The organism is Paenibacillus sp. TCA20 (assembly GCF_000732325.1).
Classification (GTDB): Bacteria; Bacillota; Bacilli; order Paenibacillales; family Paenibacillaceae; genus Paenibacillus; species Paenibacillus urinalis.
Genome location: NZ_BBIW01000001.1, coordinates 358537 through 380238, shown reverse-complemented (window position 1 = coordinate 380238; position 21702 = coordinate 358537). Strand labels below are relative to the sequence as shown.

Below are 21702 nucleotides of genomic sequence, written 5' to 3'. Positions count from 1 at the left end.
TATTTTCATTATGTCATCTTATAATGTTATGAAATCGTATTTCCCATCGAACGAAAAAGTGTAAAAGGGGCTATGCTTAACTTGGAAAAAGTAGCTATAAATCAGATCGTTTCTGAACTATTGTTACGCTCGGGCAGCAGTGCTGCCGTTACTATAGAGACTTACTTCCCCGGTGGACGCCTGATCGGTGGAAAATATAGCTTGAATGCTCATTGCATCACAATGTATACCGAAGTGATTAAACAGCAGTGCCAGCAATTGTTTGGCTCGAATGAACAAGTATACGATTATTTCAAGGTCGTGCTGGCTCATGAACTAGGTCATGCCGCAGATGTTTATTTAGCTTCGCTGAGCAGAGAATTAGATCATGCTGACGAAGTACGAGGCAGACAAATTGCACTTCGAATTGAAGAGAATGCTTGGGAGAACGGACTGAAATGGATTGACGATATGGAACCTGAGTTTATCAGCATCATATTAGAGCAATCGCTTGCTGCCTATCGTCAGGATGTTCAATATGAGAGTGCTTAAATTTTGACTTCGGGCAGGCGCGTATACATAATGGCTTCATACTATATAATTGTATATAATAATTAGGCATCATGAAGGATTTGTTCGTGCAGCAAGTAGGAGGGAAACACGTGAATACACACAAACAGGAATCATTAATTCAACACGATGTGGATTTATCATCTTATTCGACTTATGAGATTGGTGGCAAGGCAAAGTACTTGGCCGCCCCTGAAACCATTGAAGATTTAAAGACGGTTCTGGAATACGCAAGACAAGAGAAGCTGACTCCATTCTTATTCGGAATGGGCTCCAACATTTTATTCCCAGACAATCCGAAGGATCAAATGTTATTTATCAGCCTGAAAGAGCTGAGAGAAATGAAGATTGACGATAAAGGCTGGTTTGTATCTGCAGGTATGCCGATGTCCCATCTTGCCTTGATTGGATTATCTTCAGGCACTTCAGATTATGATTTCTGTTTCTTGCTGCCGGGTACGCTGGGCGCGGGGATATATATGAATGCCAAATATTATAACCGGCAAATTTGCGATATTCTGGAGACCGCATTATACATTGATATGAATGATCCGGAGTTCAAGGTTCAATCCATAGATGTGGATACTTGTGATTACAGCTATAAGAATTCAATCTTTATGAAAAATGACTGGATCATCGTCGGGGGTTACTTAAAGCATCCTGATCATGAGGCACTTGCCACAGGAATGAAGGAAATAACCCGACTTGAGAAGATCGTTGAATATAAGAATCCGTCACAGCTGCCGAACTTCTTCAAGTATTATACAACGCTTGCGAAGACATGGGCAGATGAGAATAACGGAGTAGTGCCAGAATCATTTGATAATGTCGTCAAGGACCGGGGAAGCAAATTCCACTTTGACTATCCTTCCTGCGGTTCGGTATTCAAGAACAACTATGATTTTGGGGAGCCCATGGGCAAGGTTGTAGATCGCCTGAACATGAGAGGGACTGTTTACGGCGGAGCATCCATATCCGCTTGGCATGGAAATATGATTGTAAACCAAGGTGAGGCTAAGGCAAAGGATATCGTCTACCTCGTTGAACAAGTTAAACAGTCCGTTAACGAAGCCTTTGGGTTTGTACCAGAGGAAGAGCTTATTATTGTGGACAGTAAATCATAAGTAAATATGAAGCTTGCATGGATACTCATTTTTTGAGGACATGCAAGCTTTTTTATTAGGGTTACATCGTTTCATATATTTCTCATATGACCTCACATAAACGATTTGATCTTTGCCGGGAACTCCATTTCCATCTGATTCTGTAATTCAAGCTGCCTTACTACTTTACCCACGCGCTTTGTCTCGAAGTCCTTTAGTTTCTCTATAGAGGAGTATTGCGATAAGGACAGCTGTTGCAGCAGCACAGACAATTGATACGCATCTTCAAGCGCTGCATTAACTCCGAAGGCACCGGTTGGAGTCATCGTGTGAGCAGCATCACCAATCAGTACAATGTTATGCTTGGTCCAGGTTTCACTTAAACTGCTGAACACCGGAAGTAATACGAAATCTCTCCAGGAATGTATATTCGCCGATACACTCTGTGCAAGCGCAGGGAAAGCAGCGGTAAGTCGAGCGATATAAGGAGCAAAGCTGCCTTTACGTATTTCAGGGTAGCTCCCTTGGGCGATATTCCAGCCGATCTGTACGTAACCGTCCGTTTGTGAGAACAAAGCAAGCTGCTGCTCATCAATGAGAGCCATTCGTGTCGCGGGACTCCAATCTGAAGGCTCAGGAATTCGGGCCCATAATACATCAAATGGTCTTAGCTTGATTCTGGGCTCAATCCCTGCCTTATTCCGAACATGGGAAGCTCTGCCGTCTGCGCCCACAATAATTCGGCAATGGATGGAAGCTATTTGACCTTGAATTTGTGCCTTAATTCCGATGATTTGATCGTCTGAATCTACGATATAATCTTTGAAGGCCGCACCAGTGTACAACTTCAAATGCGGATAGGCGCCCGCCTTATGGAGAATTGCTTGCAACATATGATCTTGTGGCACATGAATTCCCTTGTGTGCTTCTTCACTAGTTGCTGCAATCCGATGAATGATACTGCCGCTGTGCCAATATTCTACAGATTGAAGGGGAAGAAGTCCCAGTGACTCGATATCTTGATATACGTTCGCGTCTTTGAGAAGGGATTCACCGTCTGCATTAATTAATTCACCGCGAAACCGTTTATGGAGGGTAGATTGTCTTTCTAACAGAATGACGGATATTCCTTGTTTCGCCAGTAAATAAGCAAGGAAGCTTCCAGCCGGCCCTGCACCGACAATGCAAATCTCTGTGTATAGATTCATAAACTTTCACCTGATGTCAATATATTATAGTTACTGACTTATTAATAGTAACTTATGTTATAATACTATAAATTAAAATGGTCTAGTCGGCAATCATTTTAAAGATATATTCAAAAAAGTATATTGTTTTACTGGGGATTAATTTCTATTTCTATTCAGATAGGATATGATAAGCATAGAACTATTGGGGAAAAGGAAGTGAGTCGTTATCATGTCACTTGAACAAGAACTTCAAGCACAAGAACTGGAAGCCTTTGATCATTTTCTGACGACATTTGTGCGTTATAAGAATAAAGTATATGCCCAGCATCAAAAAGACCTGAATCATAAGCTTAATGCAACGAAGATACAAATCATTTATATGTTGTCTCGTGAGCGGTTAATGGCTGTTGATATCGCCAAGAGACTTCAACTGTCGTCTGGAGCGACGACCATCGTGCTTAATCAGTTGGAGGCGGATGGGTACGTTATGCGAGAACGGAGCGCTGAGGACAGAAGAATCGTGTGGTTGTCATTGACGGAAGAGGGAGCATCAACAGCGGATACGCTGCGTGCCAACCGCAGACATTTCAATGAGGAGCTGCTTGGCTTGTTAACGCAAGAGGAGCGCAATCAATTCCTGGATATTGTGAAGAAGATTGATGTCAGAATGATGGATGTCTTGAAATAACAAAGCGGCTGAACTCTTGAGGCATCCTAAGCCTCAAGGGTTCTTTGTCATTACCGGTACCTATAGCCGGAATCTTTCAATATGCTCATCGAGCTGTTCTTTTTGAAGAATTTCTTTCTGCTTCGGACCTAAGAGATCGAAATGAGGAAAAGGATTGCGATGATGGATGTATTTTGGATTCAGGTCATGCTTAATACACCAGCTTCGTAATTGTTCAAGATCTGCACAGCCCACCTTGGTGACACTTGTAACTCCTGGAAAGCGCGGGTCGATCCAATAGTGGGTTAAATAGGCCAGCTTCCCAGATTTCACCTCATGCTTCCAATTTTCCAGCTCCTGCCGTGATATGCCAAATGCCATTATTAGCTTCATCCTTATCTGTGAGTGATTACGAACTGTATTTTACTCTAAAAAAGGAAAGACGTGAATGTCCAATCCCCATAATACGAACAATAGGCTTTGAGTGACGAGAAGGGAATGATGACATTTTGGAAGTCTTTTTTACGATTTTGATCTTATTAATTATTATTGGCTTATCTAATATCTTGAATCGATTTGTTCCATTTATTCCGGTTCCGCTGATCCAGATTGCACTTGGGGTCGTATTTGAGTTTGTCCCCATAGGCGTCCATTTGGATTTGAATCCAGAACTGTTTTTTGTCCTCTTTATCGCACCTCTCTTATATAATGATGGCCGCAAAACGCCAAGAGCAGATTTATGGAAGCTTCGAAAGCCGATTCTCTTATTGGCACTTGGGCTGGTCTTTTTAACCGTACTTGTTGCCGGATACGGCATACATATGCTGATTCCTAGTATTCCGTTACCTGCAGCCTTTGCTCTTGCGGCTATTCTGTCACCGACGGATGCAGTTGCAGTGGGGGCCATGGCAGAGCGCGTGCATTTACCCAAAAAAATACTTCGAACTCTTGAAGGCGAAGCACTGATGAATGATGCATCAGGACTCGTTGCATTTAAATTTGCGATTGCAGCTACAGTAACGGGTGTATTCTCCCTGACGGAAGCGACGCTCAGCTTTTTTGTGATTGCGATAGGCGGACTCTTCATTGGGGCTGTGATGTCCTTTTTGTTCCGTAAACTCGGTATGCTGCTGCGTAGATGGGGAATGGAAGATGTAACGGTCCATATGCTGATTCAGATCATAACTCCGTTTATCATTTATTTGACGGCGGAGCATCTGGAATTTTCCGGAATTCTGGCGGTTGTGGCTGGAGGGATCATTCATGCGATTGACCGTGATAGAGCTGAAACACTTCAGCCCAAGATGCAGGTGGTGGCCGAGAGTACGTGGTCTGTGATTGTCTACATATTAAACGGATTAGTATTTGTTATTTTGGGGCTGCAGCTGCCTCTCGTGCTGGGTGCAATATGGGACAATCCGGTATTCGATCATATGGATGTATTATTCTATGTCTTTGTAATAACGCTGCTTCTCTTGGTCCTGCGTTTCTTGTGGGTGTATGCCTTAGAACTGTTCGAGTGGAAAAAGGACAGGCAAGACAAACCGGTATTCAGGAACATGGCGCTGATTACGGTCTCAGGAGTTAGAGGCGCGGTAACCCTTGCAGGGGCATTTTCAATCCCTTATATGCTGGCAGATGGATCCCCTTTTCCTCAACGTGATCTGATTATCTTTTTATCAGCAGGTGTTATCCTCCTCACCTTAGTTCTGGCGAGCCTCTTACTGCCGATCATCGCCAAAAAAGAAGAAGGAGAAGACAAAGAAGTTCTAAAAGTACGTGCTCTAGCCAAGATGTTTCATGCATCCATTCAAGCGGTCAAATTGGAAGCGGATGAGGATACCAAGCCGGCTGCATTATCTGTTATAGCGGAGCTGAATCATTGTTTGTCCCGGTACTCTGCAGGAAGTTATGGAATGACCGCTACCGAGCTTCAGAAACAGGAGCTTGAGGTTCGATTGAGAGCACTCCAGGCCGAGAGGAAAGAAATCATTCACTTAATGAATAAAGGAATGGTGTCTGATGAAGCAGGCATGTTCTTCTTAAAAGTGCTTGATCGACGGGAGATCCGAATGTCCAGCCGAATTAAAGCACAGCTGTGGTCCTCCCTGCGCAGTATCGGCAGAGCAGTGGCTCGCTTCTTCGCTATCGAAAGACCTGAAGCGGCTGCTCCTATGCGGGACCGGGCTGAGGCTGCTCGAAATCTGAGAATCCATACCAGCGTAAGTGCAATTGAAGCGCTGCGTGCACATATGAACGAGACAAACCGAGCAGCTTCGATTAAGGTGATCTCTCAATATGAACAGCTTCTGGTTAAGTTAAAGCAAGGAAGCAGTGAACTGGATGACAATGCTTTTAATGAGAAGAAAATGGAGCTTCATATGAAGGCGGTCCAGGAGCAGCGAAATACAGTACAGGAAATGTTTGAAAATGGAGTCATAAGCCGCAGCATGGCAGCGATCTTAAGACAATATGTGAATCAGCTGGAATCACACCTGCTTCGGGAAGAGTAGCTGCTTCATACCTGGTTATATATTTCTTGCGCATAAGAGATACTAAGTCAACATTGATTACAGAATGAGAAGAGGTATGGGATGAATCTTATCGGATTTAAAATAGCCATGGCAGCAGCTGTCTTCATGCAGCTCGTTCATCCCATGACGGATCATAGCTCAGCTCCTGTTGTCAAAGACCGTGCCTATTATGAAGCAAGAGGAGAGATCGTCTGGGAAGCCCCGATCAAGGAGAAGCTGATTGCTTTGACCTTTGATGATGGGCCGGATCGAAATGAAACGGCTCAAATTCTTGATATTCTGAAGAAGCATAAAGCGAAAGCCACTTTTTTTGTGCTGGGCAAATGGGCAAAAGAAAGACCGGAGCTGATTGCCAGAGAAGTTGCCGAAGGACATGAGGTGGGAAACCACACCTTCCATCACACATTTGGAGACCAGATTAAGGATGAGGATACGTATCTTAAGGAGCTTGCTGATGCGGATCAAGCCATTGAGGATGCGAGCGGTGTAAGACCTACGCTGTTTCGTCCTCCAGGAGGAGTGTACAATGATGTCGTGGTAAGAAGCGCTCAGGCGAGAGGCTACTCGATCGTTCTATGGTCTTGGCATCAGGATACGGGGGATTGGAACCGTCCAGGAAAACAGCGTATTATTAACAAGGTACTGCGAAATGCTCGAAATGGAGACATTGTGCTCTTTCATGATAATGTGCACGGCAAGAGTCAGACCATTGAGGCATTAGAGCATATTTTGCCTGAGCTTACGAAGCAGGGATACAGATGTGTTACCGTATCCGAGCTGCTGGAGGCTAAGCAAAGAGAAGTGATGGAGCTTCCTTAAAGCGCTTAATGAGTGACACAAGGGAGAGGGAAGGGGAATCTCAAATGAATGGTAATCATCGTGCAGACATCAAGCCAGGTCTTGAAGTCGATATTGTGTTGAAGCAGGATCAGAGAACAGGCAAGCTCACCAGGGGAAGGGTAAAGGATATTTTGACGAATTCACCAAATCATCCGCATGGCATTAAAGTTCGCCTGCAAAGTGGAGAAGTAGGCAGAGTTAAACATATCATTCAGCCTTAATACGTTTGATCTGGAATGCATCACCGGAGCGTCCAAACCTGAAGGAGTCTCTAAGCATAAACTGCTATATGTCTTAAGATGAGGTGGGAGACATATAAGGGGGAATGCGGCTCTTGTGCACAGATGGTCAATCCAATGACGTGGACATACAGGAATATGATGCCGTGTTTAGTCTTGGATCCAATTGCCAGACTGCTTATCAGCTGAGAAGATTATCGCTTCGCCGGGAAGCAGGTCCACTCGACTGGTTTGTATCCAAAAACATAGATCAGCTCATCAGATTGATAGACGCCAGGTTTGCAGAATTTATGGACTTAGGCAATCTGGAGAAGATAAGTGCATTTAGGACTTGCTACTGTGTGCGTGACACAAGATATGGAATTTTGTCCTATCATGATTTCCCGATTACCGCGAAGGAAGCGGATTGGGCACTGGCATATCCTGAATTCAAGTCTAAGCTTATTCGGAGGACGGAACGAATGCTGCAGGCATGGGAGGCAGGGGAGAGGCTCCTGTTTGTTCGTGTCAATGGTGGACAAGATGATGGTGATCGACTGTATTATAGTCTAAAGAAACAAGTCAAGCATTCCTTTGATTTGATTGTTATTGATACGCTGGCCGATGAGAATGCACCTGTGACCAGATGGGTCGAACCTTCTGGATGCATCAGGTATTCCATCCCAAAGGGTAACGACTGGCGCGGATCTGATAAGGCATGGAACAAGCTTCTCGAGTCCATCAGGCTAAGACATTGTCTTAGCGATTAAATTTAAAAAAGAGCCGTATTGTGCGCGAGGACGAAGTACTTGCTGTCAATTAGACAGAATTACTTCATTGCACAAAAGCGGCTCTTTTTGTCTTCATATGAGGTTAATTCAGCTATAATCTTCTACATGAGTAGAATCGCAACAATGGTTGCAGCGGTCAGTCCGCTAATAACAGGAATTAAATTACGTCTTGCAAGCTCAAATGGGCTGACGTTGCAGATCGCAGCAGCAGGAATCAGTGCCCATGGAATCAGCGTACCTCCGCCAATCCATATGGCAGCAATCTGACCAAGTGCCGTGAGCATAGGAGTCGAGCCAATGGATGCAGAGAACATCTGAGCAATCGAGCCAACAAGGGATATACCGGAGAATCCAGATCCATCCATCCCCGTTATTGCCCCGACAACAGTCATGCTGATCGCCCCGACCACTTCATTCAGCGGGACCGTATGTGCGAGTGCGAGGCCCAGGTCATTCACGATCCCATGCGAACCTTCAGGCAGGGGGTTAGAGAATAATGCGGTGAGAGCCGCGTCCCCCAGATAGAAGAAGGCAGCAATAGGTATTACAGGACCAAACACCTTGAAGCCAAACTGAAATCCTTTGATCAAATAATCTGTCGTTTCCTCGAGCCCTTTATTTCGGTGGGCAACCATCGTTACCAGGATCAGGATTACAATAGCTGTACCACCGATGAGGGCTGTTGCATCTCCACCTTGCAGGTTCAGCAGGTACATGGCCGCTAGATCAAGCACAAAGAGTAATGGAATGGTATAAGCAATAATCCGTTTGGTCCGTAGTGGAATTTGGATGTCATTGGAGGGGGACAGATCAGAAGGTGAGGCTGGTTGAGAAACGGCTGATTCCTTGTTGATGGTACCGCGGCGCATATCTCTGCGGAGCATGATGTAGGCTGTGAGGGTAGCAACGAGGCCTGTCGTGATAACTAGAGGGATACTGGCGGTTACAACATCAGAGACCGGAATTCCTGCAGCGTCTGCCGTTAATTTGGGTGCGCCCTGGATTACATAGTCACCTGACAAAGCAATACCGTGTCCAAACAAATTCATCGCCATGGCTGTGCCAATCGCTGGAAGGCCGACTCTTCCCGCTACGGGAAGCATGACAGCTCCGATAAGGGCGACGCCGGGAGACGGCCAGAAGAAGAAGGAAACAATCATCATAATAATGCCGATTCCCCAAAAGGCGTGAGCGGGTGTCCTCAGCAGCTTGGTTAAAGGAGCAACCATAATTTCATTGATTCCGGTGCGGATGAGCACTCGGCTCATGGCTACAACGATCGAAATGATGAATATGGTGCTGATCAGTTCCTTCGCAGCATAGATGAAGCTTCCGAAGATCCCGGAGACGGAGGTCACGATGCTGTCCGATGCAAGGAAACCCAAGGCTATAATACCCAAAATACAGATGACACTCGTATCCCGTCTGCGTATTAATAGGATCATAATAAAGATAATGAACGATAAATAGACGTAATGGAGCGGTAATAGATGAATGTCCATAATGCTTCACCCTCTCGTGCTATACCAAGTATGCTTGTGCTGTATCGTATGCTGCAGCCAAGGTGGGTGTTCTCCTACTTTTTCTAACGGCATAGAATGTAAGGTCACAAATAACGAGTGCACACAGGGAAACGAGGGGTTAGTCTAATGAAGTTTTCTTCACAAGAAATCATGAACAAGACGGAACGGTTTGGAGCCCATAACTATCATCCACTGCCCATAGTTATTCAACAAGCAGAGGGGGTATGGGTCACAGATCCCGATGGGCATCGCTATATGGATATGCTGAGTGGATATTCGGCATTGAACCAGGGACATCGTCACCCGCGCATCATAGCTGCTCTGAAACAGCAAGCCGATGAAGTCACTCTTACATCACGGGCGTTCTATAATGCGCCTTTGGCAGAGCTTATGGAGCTATTAAGCGGATTTACGGGGAAGCAAATGGTCTTACCGATGAATACAGGAGCAGAGGCGGTCGAAACGGCTGTCAAGGCAGCAAGACGCTGGGGATATGAAGTGAAGGGGATCTCTTATAATCAGGCAGAGATTATTGTCTGCGAAGGGAATTTTCATGGCAGAACGACGACGATCACCTCCTTTTCCTCCGATCCTTATTATCAAAAAGACTTTGGACCATTTACACCGGGATTCCGGATCATACCTTATGGTGACATGACTGCTTTAACGTCTGCCATCAATCAGAACACGGCTGCGTTCTTGGTTGAACCTATTCAAGGGGAAGCTGGAATCCAGATCCCTCCAGAAGGCTATCTGACAGAGGTTCGCAGGCTGTGCAGTGAGCAGAACGTGCTTCTCATGGCAGATGAAATACAGACCGGATTCGGAAGAACCGGGCGAAGATTTGCCTGCGATTGGGAGCAGGTCGTCCCGGATATTTACATTATGGGAAAGGCGCTTGGCGGAGGTGTGCTGCCTGTATCGGCTGTAGCGGCGGATGAATCGATTCTTGGATTATTTGAACCTGGTTCGCATGGTTCAACCTTCGGAGGAAATCCGCTTGCGAGCAGGGTTGCTATAGAAGCACTTAAGGTAACAGAAGACGAGAAGCTCGCGGACCGTTCTTTTGTACTTGGAAATCGAATGCTGCACAGGTTGAAGCAGATCACGTCCAAAGATATTAAAGAGGTAAGGGGAAGAGGGCTGTTCATTGGAATTGAACTAAGAACACCTGCGCGGCCCTATTGTGAGAGGTTAATGCAGCAAGGACTGCTCTGCAAGGAAACACATGATACCGTCATTCGGTTTGCCCCACCGCTGATCATTACGGATCAAGAACTGGAATGGGCGATCCAGCGAATAGAGCAAGTGTTTACGTAATATTTGTGATGGTTAACTGACATGATATGACCCATAATGACAGCATGGAGAATCATACAGAATAATGACGGCTCGCTGTTTATATCTAGTATTACGGTTCGACAAACGTGTTTCGGGTATTCCGGGAAGTTTATATATTCTTCGACTCATTTAACCTTTTTCTGCGGTGATCTGCTCATATTCTCCTTCGAGAATTCAGCAATGACCTGATCGTAGCTGCTGAGCAGATGATCCAATATTGGAATCCAGGAACGATTCAGACTGTACTCTCTCCCTGCTTCCCCTAATCTCTTGCTTATATCAGGATGATCATAGAGATGGATGATTGCGTTTACCATCGAAGCAGGCTCTTCCGGCGGGCACAGTATGCCCGTCTTTTCATGCTGAATGATGTCTAGAACTCCGCCTGCACCGGCTGCAATAACAGGGAGACCGCTAGCCATTGCTTCAAGAATGACGTTGCCAAACGTCTCCGTAGATGAAGGAAAAACGAATAAATCAGACATGGTGTAGATATCTTGAAGCTCATTTCCTCGCAAATATCCCAGCCACTGGATGTGCTCCTCTGAAAGGTTGTGGGGTATTGAGGGGGAGAGTCCATACAGGGGACCATCTCCTGCAATGAGGAGGCGGGACTTATCCAGGATACGGGAGGGCAGAGAAGCGAAGCTGTTGATTAAGTGTTCGATATTTTTCTCGGGAGCCAGTCGTCCGACATACAGCATATAGGTCAGCTCCGGATCCAATCCACGGTTACGAAGAAGACTTGCTCGTTCCTCAGCAGACACCGCTGGACGAAACTGCTGCGCATCAATTCCTCTGCTCCAAATTTCTACATGCTTCATTCCTTTTTCCTCAAGCTTGAGCTTCGTGGACTCCGAAGGGGCATAGATTCGTTCACAGTTCCGATGAAACCACTGCATATACTTCCACAGCGCTTGCTCCATCCAAGCTAACTTGTAGTGCTTCAAATATTGATCAAAGTGGGTATGGTAGGATGCCACTAGAGGTATACCGTGCTTGGCAGCATATCCTGCTCCGAGCAGACCTATAGCGGCAGGAGTAGCGACATGAATCAGTGTGGGCTGAAAATTGTGGAGAATTCGCTCTGTTCGCATACGACCGGGCAGAGCCAGCTTACATTCTGGATAAAAAATCAGCGGAAGACTGAAGAATCGCTCGACATGACCGCCATCTGTCTTCACGAGGCTGCCATGCTGTGGAGCGAACACAAGAACAGGGATCGAGCGTGCTCGTAAATATTCAACCCATCTGCCAAGTGTATTTGCCACTCCGTTGACCTCGGGTAAAAATGTGTCCGTAAATATAGCAATCCGCATCTCGATCCGCCTCCCAATCATTATTCCTATATATCGTACAGTGGGATCCAGCGGGATATGTCTGTTCTCGGGCGTTTTAACACAAATCGCGATAAAGCAGAGTCAAGTTAATTTTGATTTAATTTTCCACATAAAACGCTTACAATAGTCACATCGACATCATTCTATGAGGTGTATATTCTACTATGATCAGATATTCCTTGTTTACGAAGATTGTATTGCTGATTATTATCATGCTTATTCCTGTCGTGTTTCTGTACAGCTATTCCAACAAAATGGCAACCGATACCGTCGTCAGTGAGCTGAACAAATCCAGCAGTAATCAGCTTGCCTTTTTTCAAAGTCAGGTTAATACGAGTATTGAAGAGTTATCTTCCTGGACGAATCTGCTAATCCATGATCCCGACATTGAGAGCTTCAAAGATATTTATATGGACAGCGATTATTTGAATTTAGACCTCATTAATCAGGTCAAACGGGTACAGAACAAGCTGAGTATTCAGGAGAGCTCGTCCAATTGGCGAAGCAGTCTTACTTTTTATTCCCCCTCTATGGAGAGGATGATTACGGAAGGCAATGCCAGGCGGTACGATTCGGACGAGCTGAGAGAAGAGATTAAGCCAGGGTGGCAGGTAGAGAAGGTGCAGCGGCTCAACAGTGAGCAGTATCTTTTTTCCTGGTACACGGTTTCTCCCTATTCGGTTCAGGATCCTGCGAAGGCAAACAGTATCGTTAAGATCGAATTTGACAGCACGAATATACAGGATATGCTGGACAAGTTTAAGAGTAATGGAAGAAGAGATCCCTTCTATTACAAACCGGGCACCGGTGTTATCTATAACCGAACGCAGGATATTGCACAGAGTGCCAAGCTTCTCACTCAGCTGAAATTTCCCGAGATGAATGATGTCGATTACCGGACGGTAGAGGTGGATGGTCACATCTATAGTGTGCACACGGTATTATCCCAAGCTACAGGATGGTACCTGGTGGATTATATCCCTCTAACGGATGTGCTTGCACCGATCGAGAAGTCCAATCAGTTATTCTACGGGGCCGTAGGGAGTCTATTGCTTATGAGCTTCTTGGCTGCTTACTTGCTGTACGTACAGGTCCAAATTCCCGTTAAAGGACTGATTCGCGGGTTTCAGCGGCTGAAGATGGGGGACTATTCGGTGCGAGTGGTACCCAAGGGAAGGAATGAATTCAGCTTCCTGTCAGAACGCTTCAATTCCATGGTGGAGCAGATCCAGGAGCTGTTTGAGAATGTATATCTGGAGCAAATTCAAGTAAAAGAAGCTAGGCTGAAGCAGCTGCAGTCTCAGATTAATCCCCATTTCTTTTATAACTGCTTCTCCTTCATTACAAGTATGGCCAAGCTCGGTAAGATGGACGCAGTTGTAGCCATGTCTCATAATCTATCCCGTTATTATCGGTATACCACCCGGCAGGAGAAGGAGCTGGTCACTCTAAAGGAAGAGATGGATTTTGTAGTCGCATATCTCAAGATACAGAAGATGCGCATGAATCGCATTGACTATGTGATCGAGATTCCAGACGAGCTGCTGGATCAGACCATTCCACCATTAGTGATTCAGCCGCTTGTAGAGAATGCTGTCATTCACGGCATTGAACGGTCCCCGGATGCCGGGTTTATACGCATCGGGGCTTGTCAGGATCCGAACGGAATGATGCGAATTGTAGTTGAGGATGACGGGCTCGGTATTTCTGAGAGCAGACTTCAGGATTTGAGGGAACGCCTGACGAAGCCGATGGATGAGAACTCGGGCTGCGGATTGTGGAATGTAAATCAACGAATGCAGTTAAGGTACGGAGACAGCAGTTATTTGTCCGTTGATACATCCGCGATGGGCGGGTTCAGGGCAAGCATTCAATGGGAGAATACGAGTAGATATGAAAGGAACGATCATAATGATGGACATCTTGTTGGTTGATGATGAAAGCTATGTTACGGAGAGTCTGGAGGCAACCATTCCATGGGAGGAGATGGGCATCAGGCATGTGTATAGAACAGATTCGGCGGCAGGAGCACTTCAGTTGCTGCAAAGCCATCCCGTAGATATATTGGTGACAGACATTCGAATGCCTGGAATGGATGGTCTTGAGCTGATTGAGAAGGCGAGTGAGAGATGGCCGGAAATACGATCTATTCTTCTTACAGGATACAGTGACTTTCAATATGCCAAAAAAGCGATTCAATTACAGGCTCAAGATTACATACTTAAGCCAGTAGATGATGAGGAATTTATAAAAAGTGTGAATCAGACAGTTGAGGCTATCAAAGAAAGAGAAAAGGAAACGGATAAATACCATCAGCTCATGTATCAGCGCAAATCGGATTATGTCCTGCTTCGGGAAAATATGCTGCAGGGCCTGCTGCTCGGGACACCACATACCTTGTCGCGGGTCAAGCAGCAGCTGCAGGATTATGAAATACCTCTGCAGACAGATGTTGAGTCCATCATGATCCTGGTTCAGCTGAATCAAGGATTTATGGATCTGGATCCCAAATCCCGGGTGCTTATTGAATATGCGATCGGTAACATATCAGAAGAGATACTCGGCATGAATTATAAAGTATGGCAGGGAAGAACACCTCATCACTGCTTGGCTGTACTCATTCAGACAGATAATACCTCCGGCTTAGAGATGGAGATGGAAGATAAAGACCGAAGACAGCTTCATTCGCTTCTAAGGACTTTTCAAGAGAATGTCAGGCAGTACTTACACGGAGATGTATCCGTTATTATAAGCTCCAGCTTCCAGTTTCCGAATGATACCAGCACGGTCTATCACCACATGCTAAATTCGATGTACCTGGCCAGCACGGATGAAGGAGCAGCGGTTCTGTATTCTCCTCAGGATGAGTCTAGATCTCTTTCAGGCGCTTCCAAAGAAGTGTTTAGCCTGCTGTACAAGCCGCCTGTCCTTCAGCAGCTGATTGAGCTTGGGCAATGGGAGTCTGTACGGGAGAAGCTGTCCGAAGTATTTGATGTTATCGATCGCTATCCCGTTTCCAGAGAGCATATGTATGAAATTTATCTGGCGATCATAAACGCCTGCTTGTATATCACACACCGGACTGAATTTCGGATCAGCGAGCTGGATGTACATGGCATGGAGCCCCATCATGTGGAGAGGCTGATTCAGTATCCGGCAGAGCTTCGAAATTATACGTATCGAATTCTTGATAAGCTGGAAGAGCAGCAGCAGGAAAAGCCACCGTCCAAGGGACATATTGTCAAGCAAGTCAAGGATCTGGTCGCATCCGAATATGGCTATGAGCTGACCGTAAAGATTATAGCAGACCGGGTCTTTCTGCATCCGGTGTATTTGTCCAAAGTATTTAAGGCAGAGACGGGCGAAGGCTTAAGTGAATACTTGATTCGAATTCGACTGGAGAAGGCGCTGTACCTGCTGAAGCACACGAACAAGAAAATTTACGAGATCACTTCTGAACTCGGATACCAGAATCCGCAGTACTTCAGCAAATTGTTTAAAAAGCATTTTGGCATGTCACCAAACGAATTTCGGGAGCAATAAGTTGAAAAAGGTGCAGAAACCTTAATTTAGTATCATAGGAAAAAAGACCGACACCACTCATAATAAAAAGGGTAAGGAACAAGTTCTTTAAGGGGGAACTCAAATGGGGTTTAGATGGAAAAGATCAACGCTTTCAGTTCTGGCAGTGACCATGGCAGCGAGTGTCGGTCTCATGGGCTGTTCCGGGCGGGGAGCGGAGAGCACAAGCGACAGCGCAACAGCGCCGGTCAGTACTGAAAACGTATACAAAGAAAAGTATGATCCGGAAGTAACGATATCCACCGTGTGGGGGATTGATCCCGCGGTGACGTTCAAGAACGGGGAAACCATTGAGAACAGCGTAGCAACCAAATGGGCAAAGGAGCAGTTCGGAATCAATATTAATTCACTCTGGTCTGTAACCGATACGAACGGTGCCTTTGCTACGAAAGTGAGATTGTCTATGTCTTCAAGACAGGACATGCCAGATATATTAACGATTGGTGCAGATCAGACACAGCTCGTTCAAGACTTGATTGAGTCTGGAATCTATGGCGAGGTCGGCGAGCTGTTCGACAAGTATGCTTCCGATACATGGAAGGAAGCAATGAATATCGATCCTACCGTTTGGAATGCATATACGCGTGACGGCAAGAAGATGGGAATTCCGGTTCTTGATTACGCTTATAACAATGACTATCTCCTGTGGATCAGACAGGATTGGCTCGACAAGCTGAACTTGAAGGCTCCGACAACGATTGATGAGCTGGAAGCGGTGATGGAAGCCTTCAAGAACAATAACCCAAGCGGACTGTCTCCGGATAAGGTAACACCGCTTAGTATCGGAATCAAAAATTCGATGAATACATGGATGGCTGATCCATCCTGGATCTTTGGTGCCTACGGTACTCTTCCGCAGCAATGGAATATAGGTGAAGACGGCAAGCTGGAATACGGCTCTGTGCATCCAGGAATGAAGCAGGGTCTTCAGAAGCTGAGCGAGTGGTTTGATAAAGGCTATATACCTCAAGAGGTTGCGCTATGGGATGAGAACAAGACGGCGGAGCCTGCCGTAGCCGGTACAGCAGGAATCATTCCAGGTCCTTACTGGATGAGCGGGTGGCCGCTGGTGGATACAGTCAAGAACGACCCAGAAGCCGTATGGAAGCCTTATCCGATTCCTGCGGGTGAAGACGGAACTGCAATGCGTCATGGAACTCATTTCTCAAACGGAGTAACGCTGATTAAGAAAGATATGGAGCATCCAGAGGCTTTCTTCACGTATCAGAATTATTTGTTTGACAATTTTGCAGATCCAGCTGCCGGCAGTGAGCATGATTTTGGCTTGTTTGAAGGGTATGACTATCAACTGGACGCAGACGGTAATCAGGTGAGGTACGATGAGATTGAAGGCGGATATGTCAATGTACTTCGTTACCTGCTCGTCAGAGACGGAGCGAGAATACCGGACGCACAGATGAAGGCACTTCTTAATTTGGCGGATGGTAAAGAAGCCGAAACAAGACTTGAGCGCGAGGTAAAAGCGAACTATGGACTGGAAACACCGGAAGCAGCCAAGGTGCTGATGTCTCAAGAGGATATTTCCTATAAGGATATGTTCACGGGTCCTCCGACAGAAACGATGAAATCCAAGCTCGACTACCTCAACAAAATTGAAAATCAAACGTTTAACGAAATCATATATGGCAACAAGCCTGTCGATGCATTTGATACTTTCGTTGAAACTTGGAAATCCGGCGGAGGAGATCAGATTACCCAGGAAGTGAATGAATGGTATGACAGCGTAAAATAAAGCGTGTGAAATGGAAGCAGCATGCAATCATGTATGCTGCTTTTCTATACCTTATTTCTAGAGAAAGAGTCATTTTTAAATGTAAATAGGAGGGACTTGGATGAGAACATTCAAAAAAACATGGCCATTTCATATCATGCTGCTGCCCGCCATGGTATTTCTATTCCTGTTCAGTTATCTGCCCATGTCCGGAATTGTCATGGCATTCCAGGATTATAAACCGTGGCTCGGAATTGCTGGCTCCGAATGGGTTGGGCTGGATAATTTCCGATACCTGTTTGAACGGGAAGACAGTATGCAGGTCATTTGGAACACGGTAATTATTGCTGTAGCCAAGATGATCTTCAATCTGCTTGTACCGTTCGTATTTGCCATACTGCTTAACGAAGTCCGGAAAGTAGGACTTCAGCGCTCAATCCAGACATTAGTCTACTTGCCACACTTCCTGTCATGGGTCATTCTTGGCGGCATCCTGGTGGATCTGCTCGCTCCCGCAGGACTCTTCAATCGAGTTCTGGGCAGCTTCGGCGTTGATCCGATCCTGTTTCTCGGAGATAACAACTGGTTTCGATTGACGGTTATCATCTCTGATGTATGGAAGGAGTTCGGATACAACACGATTATTTTCCTGGCAGCGCTGGCGGGAATTAACCCTGCACTCTATGAAGCGGCTGAGATGGACGGCGCAAGCCGTTGGAAGCAGACGATCCATATTACTGTACCTTCACTAATACCAATCACCGTTGTTGTCGGTACCCTTGCACTTGGGAACGTCCTGAATGCGGGCTTCGACCAAATCTTCAACCTATACAATCCCCTCGTATATGAAACGGGCGATATTATCGATACCTTTGTGTACAGAACCGCGATACTTAATGGAGAGATGGGCTTTGGTACTGCGATTGGACTGTTTAAATCGGTCATCAGTATGGTGCTGATTCTCATATCTTACAGGCTAGCCTACAAGTGGGCCGGTTATCGTATTTTCTAGATTATATGTACCTGAGAGGGAGGGAGAAACCATGTATCATAAAACAAGATCATACCGCATATTCAGTGCGTTCAATAACCTGTTTCTGATATTGCTTGCCATTCTTTGCATCATACCGCTGATTCATGTGCTTGCCGTATCATTTAGCAGCAAAGCAGCGGCAGATGCCAATCTGGTCTCGCTGATTCCAATCGATTTCTCGCTAGAGGCTTACAAAAAGACGATTAACAATCCAGCCTTTCTGCATTCCATCTGGGTCTCTGTGCTGAGGACCGTCATTGGTACAGCCATCACCTTAATCGTGACTTTTCTCGCTGCTTATCCGCTGTCCAAAGAGAACTCGGCTTTTAAAGGAAGAACGCTGTACTCCTGGATCTTTGTATTCAGCATGATCTTTAACGGAGGACTTGTTCCTTTCTATGAAGTCATTCAAACCCTTCGTCTCATCGATACGTTCTGGGTACTCGTGCTTCCGTCGGCAGTGAACACTTTTCTAGTCATCTTGATGCTGAATTTCTTCAGAGGGATCCCGAAGGAGCTGGAAGAGGCTTCACTAATTGACGGAGCAGGACATTTTAGAACATTATTCTCGATTTATCTGCCGATATCTCTGCCATCTATTGCGACGATCAGCTTGTTCAGTATGGTATTTCATTGGAATTCTTGGTTTGACGGCTTGCTGTATTTGAATGATTCCGGGGACTTTCCGCTCGCAACATTTCTCCAGACGGTCATTATTCAGCGGGATATGAGCACAATGGCTATGAATCCGCAGGAGATGGAACTGATCAGCCAAACCACAGTTAAATCTGCACAGATCTTTATAGGTGCTGCTCCCATTCTGCTTGTGTATCCTTTCCTGCAAAAATACTTTGTTAAAGGGATGACCGTTGGTTCTGTAAAAGGGTGATTTTAAACAATAGAGTGAATCGTGTTTCTGGACGAAAGTTGTTCGGATATGCATCAAAGTGTAAGATATAGAACAGGAATGTAATCGTTTCCAATGGATAGGACAATCGATACGATCGTAAAGGAGTGGGCTTATATGAATAAGAAATATTCACCGTTATTTGCGAAAGCGCCTGTAATGCTGCATGGGGCAGACTACAACCCGGAGCAGTGGCTTCGGTATCCAGAAGTATTGCAAGAGGATATCCGGCTAATGAAGCTTGCTAATTGTAATGTGATGTCTGTCGGTATCTTCTCCTGGGTATCCCTGGAGCCCGAAGAAGGCGTATTTACCTTTGAGTGGCTTGACCAGATATTGGACACCTTTGCCGAGAACGGTATATATGCTCTGCTGGCTACACCAAGTGGTGCAAGACCTGCCTGGATGTCTCAGCAATATCCGGAAGTGCTGAGAGTTGGCAGGAATCGAGTGCGTAATCTCCATGGCTTCCGTCATAATCACTGCTACTCCTCTCCAGTATATAGAGAGAAGGTACACACGATGAACAGCAGGCTTGCTGAGCGATATGCTCATCATCCTGCAGTCATTGGCTGGCATATTTCCAACGAGCTTGGCGGAGACTGCCATTGTGAATATTGTCAGACAGGGTTCCGGGAATGGGTGAAGGAGAAGTATGGAACTCTAGAGGAGCTGAACCATGCCTGGTGGACAACCTTCTGGAGCCATACGTATACGAGCTGGGATCAGATTGAGTCCCCTGCTCCTCATGGAGAGACTCAGGTCCATGCGATGAATCTCGATTGGAAGCGGTATGTTACCGATCGGACCCTTGATTTCCTGCAGCACGAGCTGGCACCGCTCAAAGAAGCGAATCCCGAGCTGCCGGCAACAACCAATTTCATGAGCTACTTTGATGGTCTTGACTACTGGCAATTTGCAGATGTGCTGGATGTATTGTCATGGGACAGTTATCCGACGTGGCATGATGCTCAGGATGACAGCCATCAGGCAATGACTGTTGCACTCATGCATGATATCGTTCGCTCCATTAAAGGCGGCAAACCATTTATGCTGATGGAGAGCACGCCGAGTATGACGAACTGGCAGGAGGTCAGCAAGCTGAAGAAGCCGGGGATGCATCTGTTGTCTTCTCTTCAGGCTGTGGCGCACGGTTCAGATACGGTTCAATATTTTCAGTGGCGTAAGAGCCGGGGCTCCAGTGAGAAGCTGCATGGAGCTGTCGTCGATCATATAGGCAATGAACACACCCGTGTATTCAAGGAAGTAACTGAGGTCGGGGAAGTATTATCCGGTCTTGAAGAGGTTACAGGTACGAGTGTACCTGCGGAAGTGGCAATCATCTTCGACTGGGAGAATCGATGGGCGATCCAAGATTCACAAGGACCTCGTAATGTAGGGATCAAATACGATGAGACGATACAATCCCACTATAAAACATTTTGGGAAAAAGGAATTTCGGTAGATATAATTAACATGGATGCCGACTTTACCCAATACAAGCTGCTCATTGCGCCTATGCTCTATATGGTAAGACCTGGTGTTGGTGAACGCATTGAGGCGTTTGTTCAGAATGGCGGCACCTTCGTCGCTACCTACTGGTCAGGTATCGTAAACGAGAATGATCTCTGTTTCCTTGGCGGCTTCCCCGGACCGCTGCGCAAGACACTCGGCATCTGGTCTGAGGAAATTGACGGACTGCATGATGGACAGGTTAATAAGGTCATAGCTCTAGAAGACAATGTTCTTGGACTCACTGGAGCTTATGAGGCGATAGAGCTGTGTGATCTCATACATCTGGAGACAGCGACGGCAATCGCGGCATATGACAGTGACTTCTATCAAGGCCGTCCGGCACTTACTGTCAATGCACTGGGATCTGGCAAGGCGTATTACATTGCTTCACGCAATACAGCTCCATTCCATCAAGACTTTTATAATCTAGTAATTACAGAGCTTAGCATCACCCAGGCGATTAGCGGGGAATACCCTCAAGGTGTAACAGCCCATGTGCGAACAGATGGTCAGACGGACTATGTCTTCCTGCAGAACTACACAGATGAGATCCAATTTATGCCTTTGGATGAGCGGTCCTATACGGAGATCGGTACTTCATTGACCGGAGCAGATGGGGAGGACACATTTGCAGAGAGGGTAAAAATAGCCCCTTACGGAATTCGCATTTTGAAACGTCCTTCTAGGTAAATGGATTAAATTGATTTTTTATTAGAAAATAGGAAATACAGCTCTCTAACGATTGGCATTTACTTTATCCCGTAAACTGCTGTCGAGGAGAGCTTTTTTATGTAAGGTTTAGAAGGAATATGAGGGTTGTATCTCGAAATCACAGTT

Annotated in this window: 18 protein-coding genes; 14 read left to right on the top strand and 4 right to left on the bottom strand. The window is 45.9% G+C overall.

Features of this window, described 5'->3' with window-relative positions:
- The first annotated feature begins 81 nt into the window (after positions 1 to 81).
- Positions 82 to 531 carry a hypothetical protein gene (locus TCA2_RS01740; protein ID WP_047909821.1) on the top strand — a complete coding sequence of 150 codons (450 nt, stop codon included), beginning with the start codon at positions 82 to 84 and terminating at the stop codon, positions 529 to 531.
- Positions 532 to 641: 110 nt separating this feature from the next.
- Complete coding sequence (gene murB / locus TCA2_RS01735; RefSeq protein WP_238546256.1) at positions 642 to 1673, top strand: UDP-N-acetylmuramate dehydrogenase; 1032 nt, start codon at positions 642 to 644, stop codon at positions 1671 to 1673.
- Between the two features lie 92 nt (positions 1674 to 1765).
- Here the strand turns inward: murB and TCA2_RS01730 are convergent, their stop codons facing one another.
- Positions 1766 to 2860 carry an FAD-dependent monooxygenase gene (locus tag TCA2_RS01730; RefSeq protein WP_047909819.1) on the bottom strand — a complete coding sequence of 365 codons (1095 nt, stop codon included), beginning with the start codon at positions 2858 to 2860 and terminating at the stop codon, positions 1766 to 1768.
- 211 nt (positions 2861 to 3071) lie between these two features.
- Here TCA2_RS01730 and TCA2_RS01725 point away from each other — a divergent pair, with 211 nt between their 5' ends.
- Positions 3072 to 3530 (top strand): MarR family winged helix-turn-helix transcriptional regulator, encoded by a 459-nt coding sequence (locus TCA2_RS01725; RefSeq protein ID WP_047909818.1) that lies wholly within the window; start codon positions 3072 to 3074, stop codon positions 3528 to 3530.
- Between the two features lie 60 nt (positions 3531 to 3590).
- Here the strand turns inward: TCA2_RS01725 and TCA2_RS01720 are convergent, their stop codons facing one another.
- Entirely contained in the window at positions 3591 to 3890 is a 300-nt protein-coding gene (locus TCA2_RS01720; RefSeq protein WP_047909817.1) for a hypothetical protein, read from the bottom strand.
- A 128-nt stretch (positions 3891 to 4018) separates the two neighbouring features.
- Between TCA2_RS01720 and TCA2_RS01715 the strand changes: the two genes are divergently transcribed.
- The 4 genes from TCA2_RS01715 to TCA2_RS01700 all read left to right on the top strand — a co-directional run bounded on the left by TCA2_RS01715 (position 4019) and on the right by TCA2_RS01700 (position 7871).
- A complete protein-coding gene (locus tag TCA2_RS01715; RefSeq protein WP_047909816.1) occupies positions 4019 to 6022 on the top strand; it encodes a Na+/H+ antiporter in 2004 nt (667 codons plus the stop codon).
- Between the two features lie 81 nt (positions 6023 to 6103).
- Positions 6104 to 6862: a polysaccharide deacetylase family protein gene (locus TCA2_RS01710; RefSeq protein ID WP_052511670.1), complete on the top strand. Its 759-nt coding sequence runs from the start codon at positions 6104 to 6106 to the stop codon at positions 6860 to 6862.
- A gap of 44 nt (positions 6863 to 6906) precedes the next feature.
- A complete protein-coding gene (locus TCA2_RS01705) occupies positions 6907 to 7104 on the top strand; it encodes a YwbE family protein (protein WP_047909815.1) in 198 nt (65 codons plus the stop codon).
- A gap of 113 nt (positions 7105 to 7217) precedes the next feature.
- The gene (locus TCA2_RS01700) at positions 7218 to 7871 is read left to right on the top strand and encodes a DUF1796 family putative cysteine peptidase (protein WP_052511668.1); all 654 of its coding nucleotides are present in this window, start codon (positions 7218 to 7220) and stop codon (positions 7869 to 7871) included.
- 122 nt (positions 7872 to 7993) lie between these two features.
- On the opposite strand, the gene TCA2_RS01695 is transcribed toward TCA2_RS01700, so the two are convergent.
- Positions 7994 to 9394, bottom strand: coding sequence for a hypothetical protein (locus TCA2_RS01695; RefSeq protein WP_047909814.1), 1401 nt, complete (start codon positions 9392 to 9394; stop codon positions 7994 to 7996).
- A gap of 147 nt (positions 9395 to 9541) precedes the next feature.
- Here TCA2_RS01695 and TCA2_RS01690 point away from each other — a divergent pair, with 147 nt between their 5' ends.
- Positions 9542 to 10735: an ornithine--oxo-acid transaminase gene (locus TCA2_RS01690; protein ID WP_047909813.1), complete on the top strand. Its 1194-nt coding sequence runs from the start codon at positions 9542 to 9544 to the stop codon at positions 10733 to 10735.
- A 146-nt stretch (positions 10736 to 10881) separates the two neighbouring features.
- Here TCA2_RS01690 and TCA2_RS01685 read toward each other — a convergent pair whose 3' ends face one another.
- Positions 10882 to 12075 (bottom strand): glycosyltransferase family 1 protein, encoded by a 1194-nt coding sequence (locus TCA2_RS01685; RefSeq protein ID WP_047909812.1) that lies wholly within the window; start codon positions 12073 to 12075, stop codon positions 10882 to 10884.
- A gap of 185 nt (positions 12076 to 12260) precedes the next feature.
- Here TCA2_RS01685 and TCA2_RS01680 point away from each other — a divergent pair, with 185 nt between their 5' ends.
- The 6 genes from TCA2_RS01680 to TCA2_RS01655 all read left to right on the top strand — a co-directional run bounded on the left by TCA2_RS01680 (position 12261) and on the right by TCA2_RS01655 (position 21555).
- On the top strand, positions 12261 to 14030 hold the full coding sequence (locus TCA2_RS01680; RefSeq protein ID WP_047909811.1) for a sensor histidine kinase: 1770 nt from the start codon (positions 12261 to 12263) through the stop codon (positions 14028 to 14030).
- Positions 13990 to 15639: a response regulator gene (locus tag TCA2_RS01675; RefSeq protein ID WP_052511666.1), complete on the top strand. Its 1650-nt coding sequence runs from the start codon at positions 13990 to 13992 to the stop codon at positions 15637 to 15639. The genes TCA2_RS01680 and TCA2_RS01675 overlap by 41 nt, the downstream gene beginning before the upstream one ends.
- Before the next feature lie 103 nt (positions 15640 to 15742).
- The gene (locus TCA2_RS01670; RefSeq protein WP_047909810.1) at positions 15743 to 17431 is read left to right on the top strand and encodes an extracellular solute-binding protein; all 1689 of its coding nucleotides are present in this window, start codon (positions 15743 to 15745) and stop codon (positions 17429 to 17431) included.
- A 100-nt stretch (positions 17432 to 17531) separates the two neighbouring features.
- Positions 17532 to 18422, top strand: a complete 891-nt coding sequence (locus TCA2_RS01665; protein WP_047909809.1) for a sugar ABC transporter permease — start codon at positions 17532 to 17534, stop codon at positions 18420 to 18422.
- 31 nt (positions 18423 to 18453) lie between these two features.
- A complete protein-coding gene (locus tag TCA2_RS01660) occupies positions 18454 to 19332 on the top strand; it encodes a carbohydrate ABC transporter permease (RefSeq protein ID WP_047909808.1) in 879 nt (292 codons plus the stop codon).
- A gap of 135 nt (positions 19333 to 19467) precedes the next feature.
- Positions 19468 to 21555 carry a beta-galactosidase gene (locus tag TCA2_RS01655; protein WP_047909807.1) on the top strand — a complete coding sequence of 696 codons (2088 nt, stop codon included), beginning with the start codon at positions 19468 to 19470 and terminating at the stop codon, positions 21553 to 21555.
- Positions 21556 to 21702: the final 147 nt, after the last annotated feature.

What these genes read in the sequence shown, in the direction of transcription:
- TCA2_RS01730 (WP_047909819.1), bottom strand. Translation starts at nt 2,860, where the DNA reads ATGAATCTATACACAGAGATTTGCATTGTCGGTGCAGGGCCGGCTGGA.
- TCA2_RS01725 (WP_047909818.1), top strand. Translation starts at nt 3,072, where the DNA reads ATGTCACTTGAACAAGAACTTCAAGCACAAGAACTGGAAGCCTTTGAT.
- TCA2_RS01720 (WP_047909817.1), bottom strand. Translation starts at nt 3,890, where the DNA reads ATGGCATTTGGCATATCACGGCAGGAGCTGGAAAATTGGAAGCATGAG.
- TCA2_RS01710 (WP_052511670.1), top strand. Translation starts at nt 6,104, where the DNA reads ATGAATCTTATCGGATTTAAAATAGCCATGGCAGCAGCTGTCTTCATG.
- TCA2_RS01705 (WP_047909815.1), top strand. Translation starts at nt 6,907, where the DNA reads ATGAATGGTAATCATCGTGCAGACATCAAGCCAGGTCTTGAAGTCGAT.
- TCA2_RS01695 (WP_047909814.1), bottom strand. Translation starts at nt 9,394, where the DNA reads ATGGACATTCATCTATTACCGCTCCATTACGTCTATTTATCGTTCATT.
- TCA2_RS01690 (WP_047909813.1), top strand. Translation starts at nt 9,542, where the DNA reads ATGAAGTTTTCTTCACAAGAAATCATGAACAAGACGGAACGGTTTGGA.
- TCA2_RS01685 (WP_047909812.1), bottom strand. Translation starts at nt 12,075, where the DNA reads ATGCGGATTGCTATATTTACGGACACATTTTTACCCGAGGTCAACGGA.
- TCA2_RS01680 (WP_047909811.1), top strand. Translation starts at nt 12,261, where the DNA reads ATGATCAGATATTCCTTGTTTACGAAGATTGTATTGCTGATTATTATC.
- TCA2_RS01675 (WP_052511666.1), top strand. Translation starts at nt 13,990, where the DNA reads ATGAAAGGAACGATCATAATGATGGACATCTTGTTGGTTGATGATGAA.
- TCA2_RS01670 (WP_047909810.1), top strand. Translation starts at nt 15,743, where the DNA reads ATGGGGTTTAGATGGAAAAGATCAACGCTTTCAGTTCTGGCAGTGACC.
- TCA2_RS01665 (WP_047909809.1), top strand. Translation starts at nt 17,532, where the DNA reads ATGAGAACATTCAAAAAAACATGGCCATTTCATATCATGCTGCTGCCC.
- TCA2_RS01660 (WP_047909808.1), top strand. Translation starts at nt 18,454, where the DNA reads ATGTATCATAAAACAAGATCATACCGCATATTCAGTGCGTTCAATAAC.
- TCA2_RS01655 (WP_047909807.1), top strand. Translation starts at nt 19,468, where the DNA reads ATGAATAAGAAATATTCACCGTTATTTGCGAAAGCGCCTGTAATGCTG.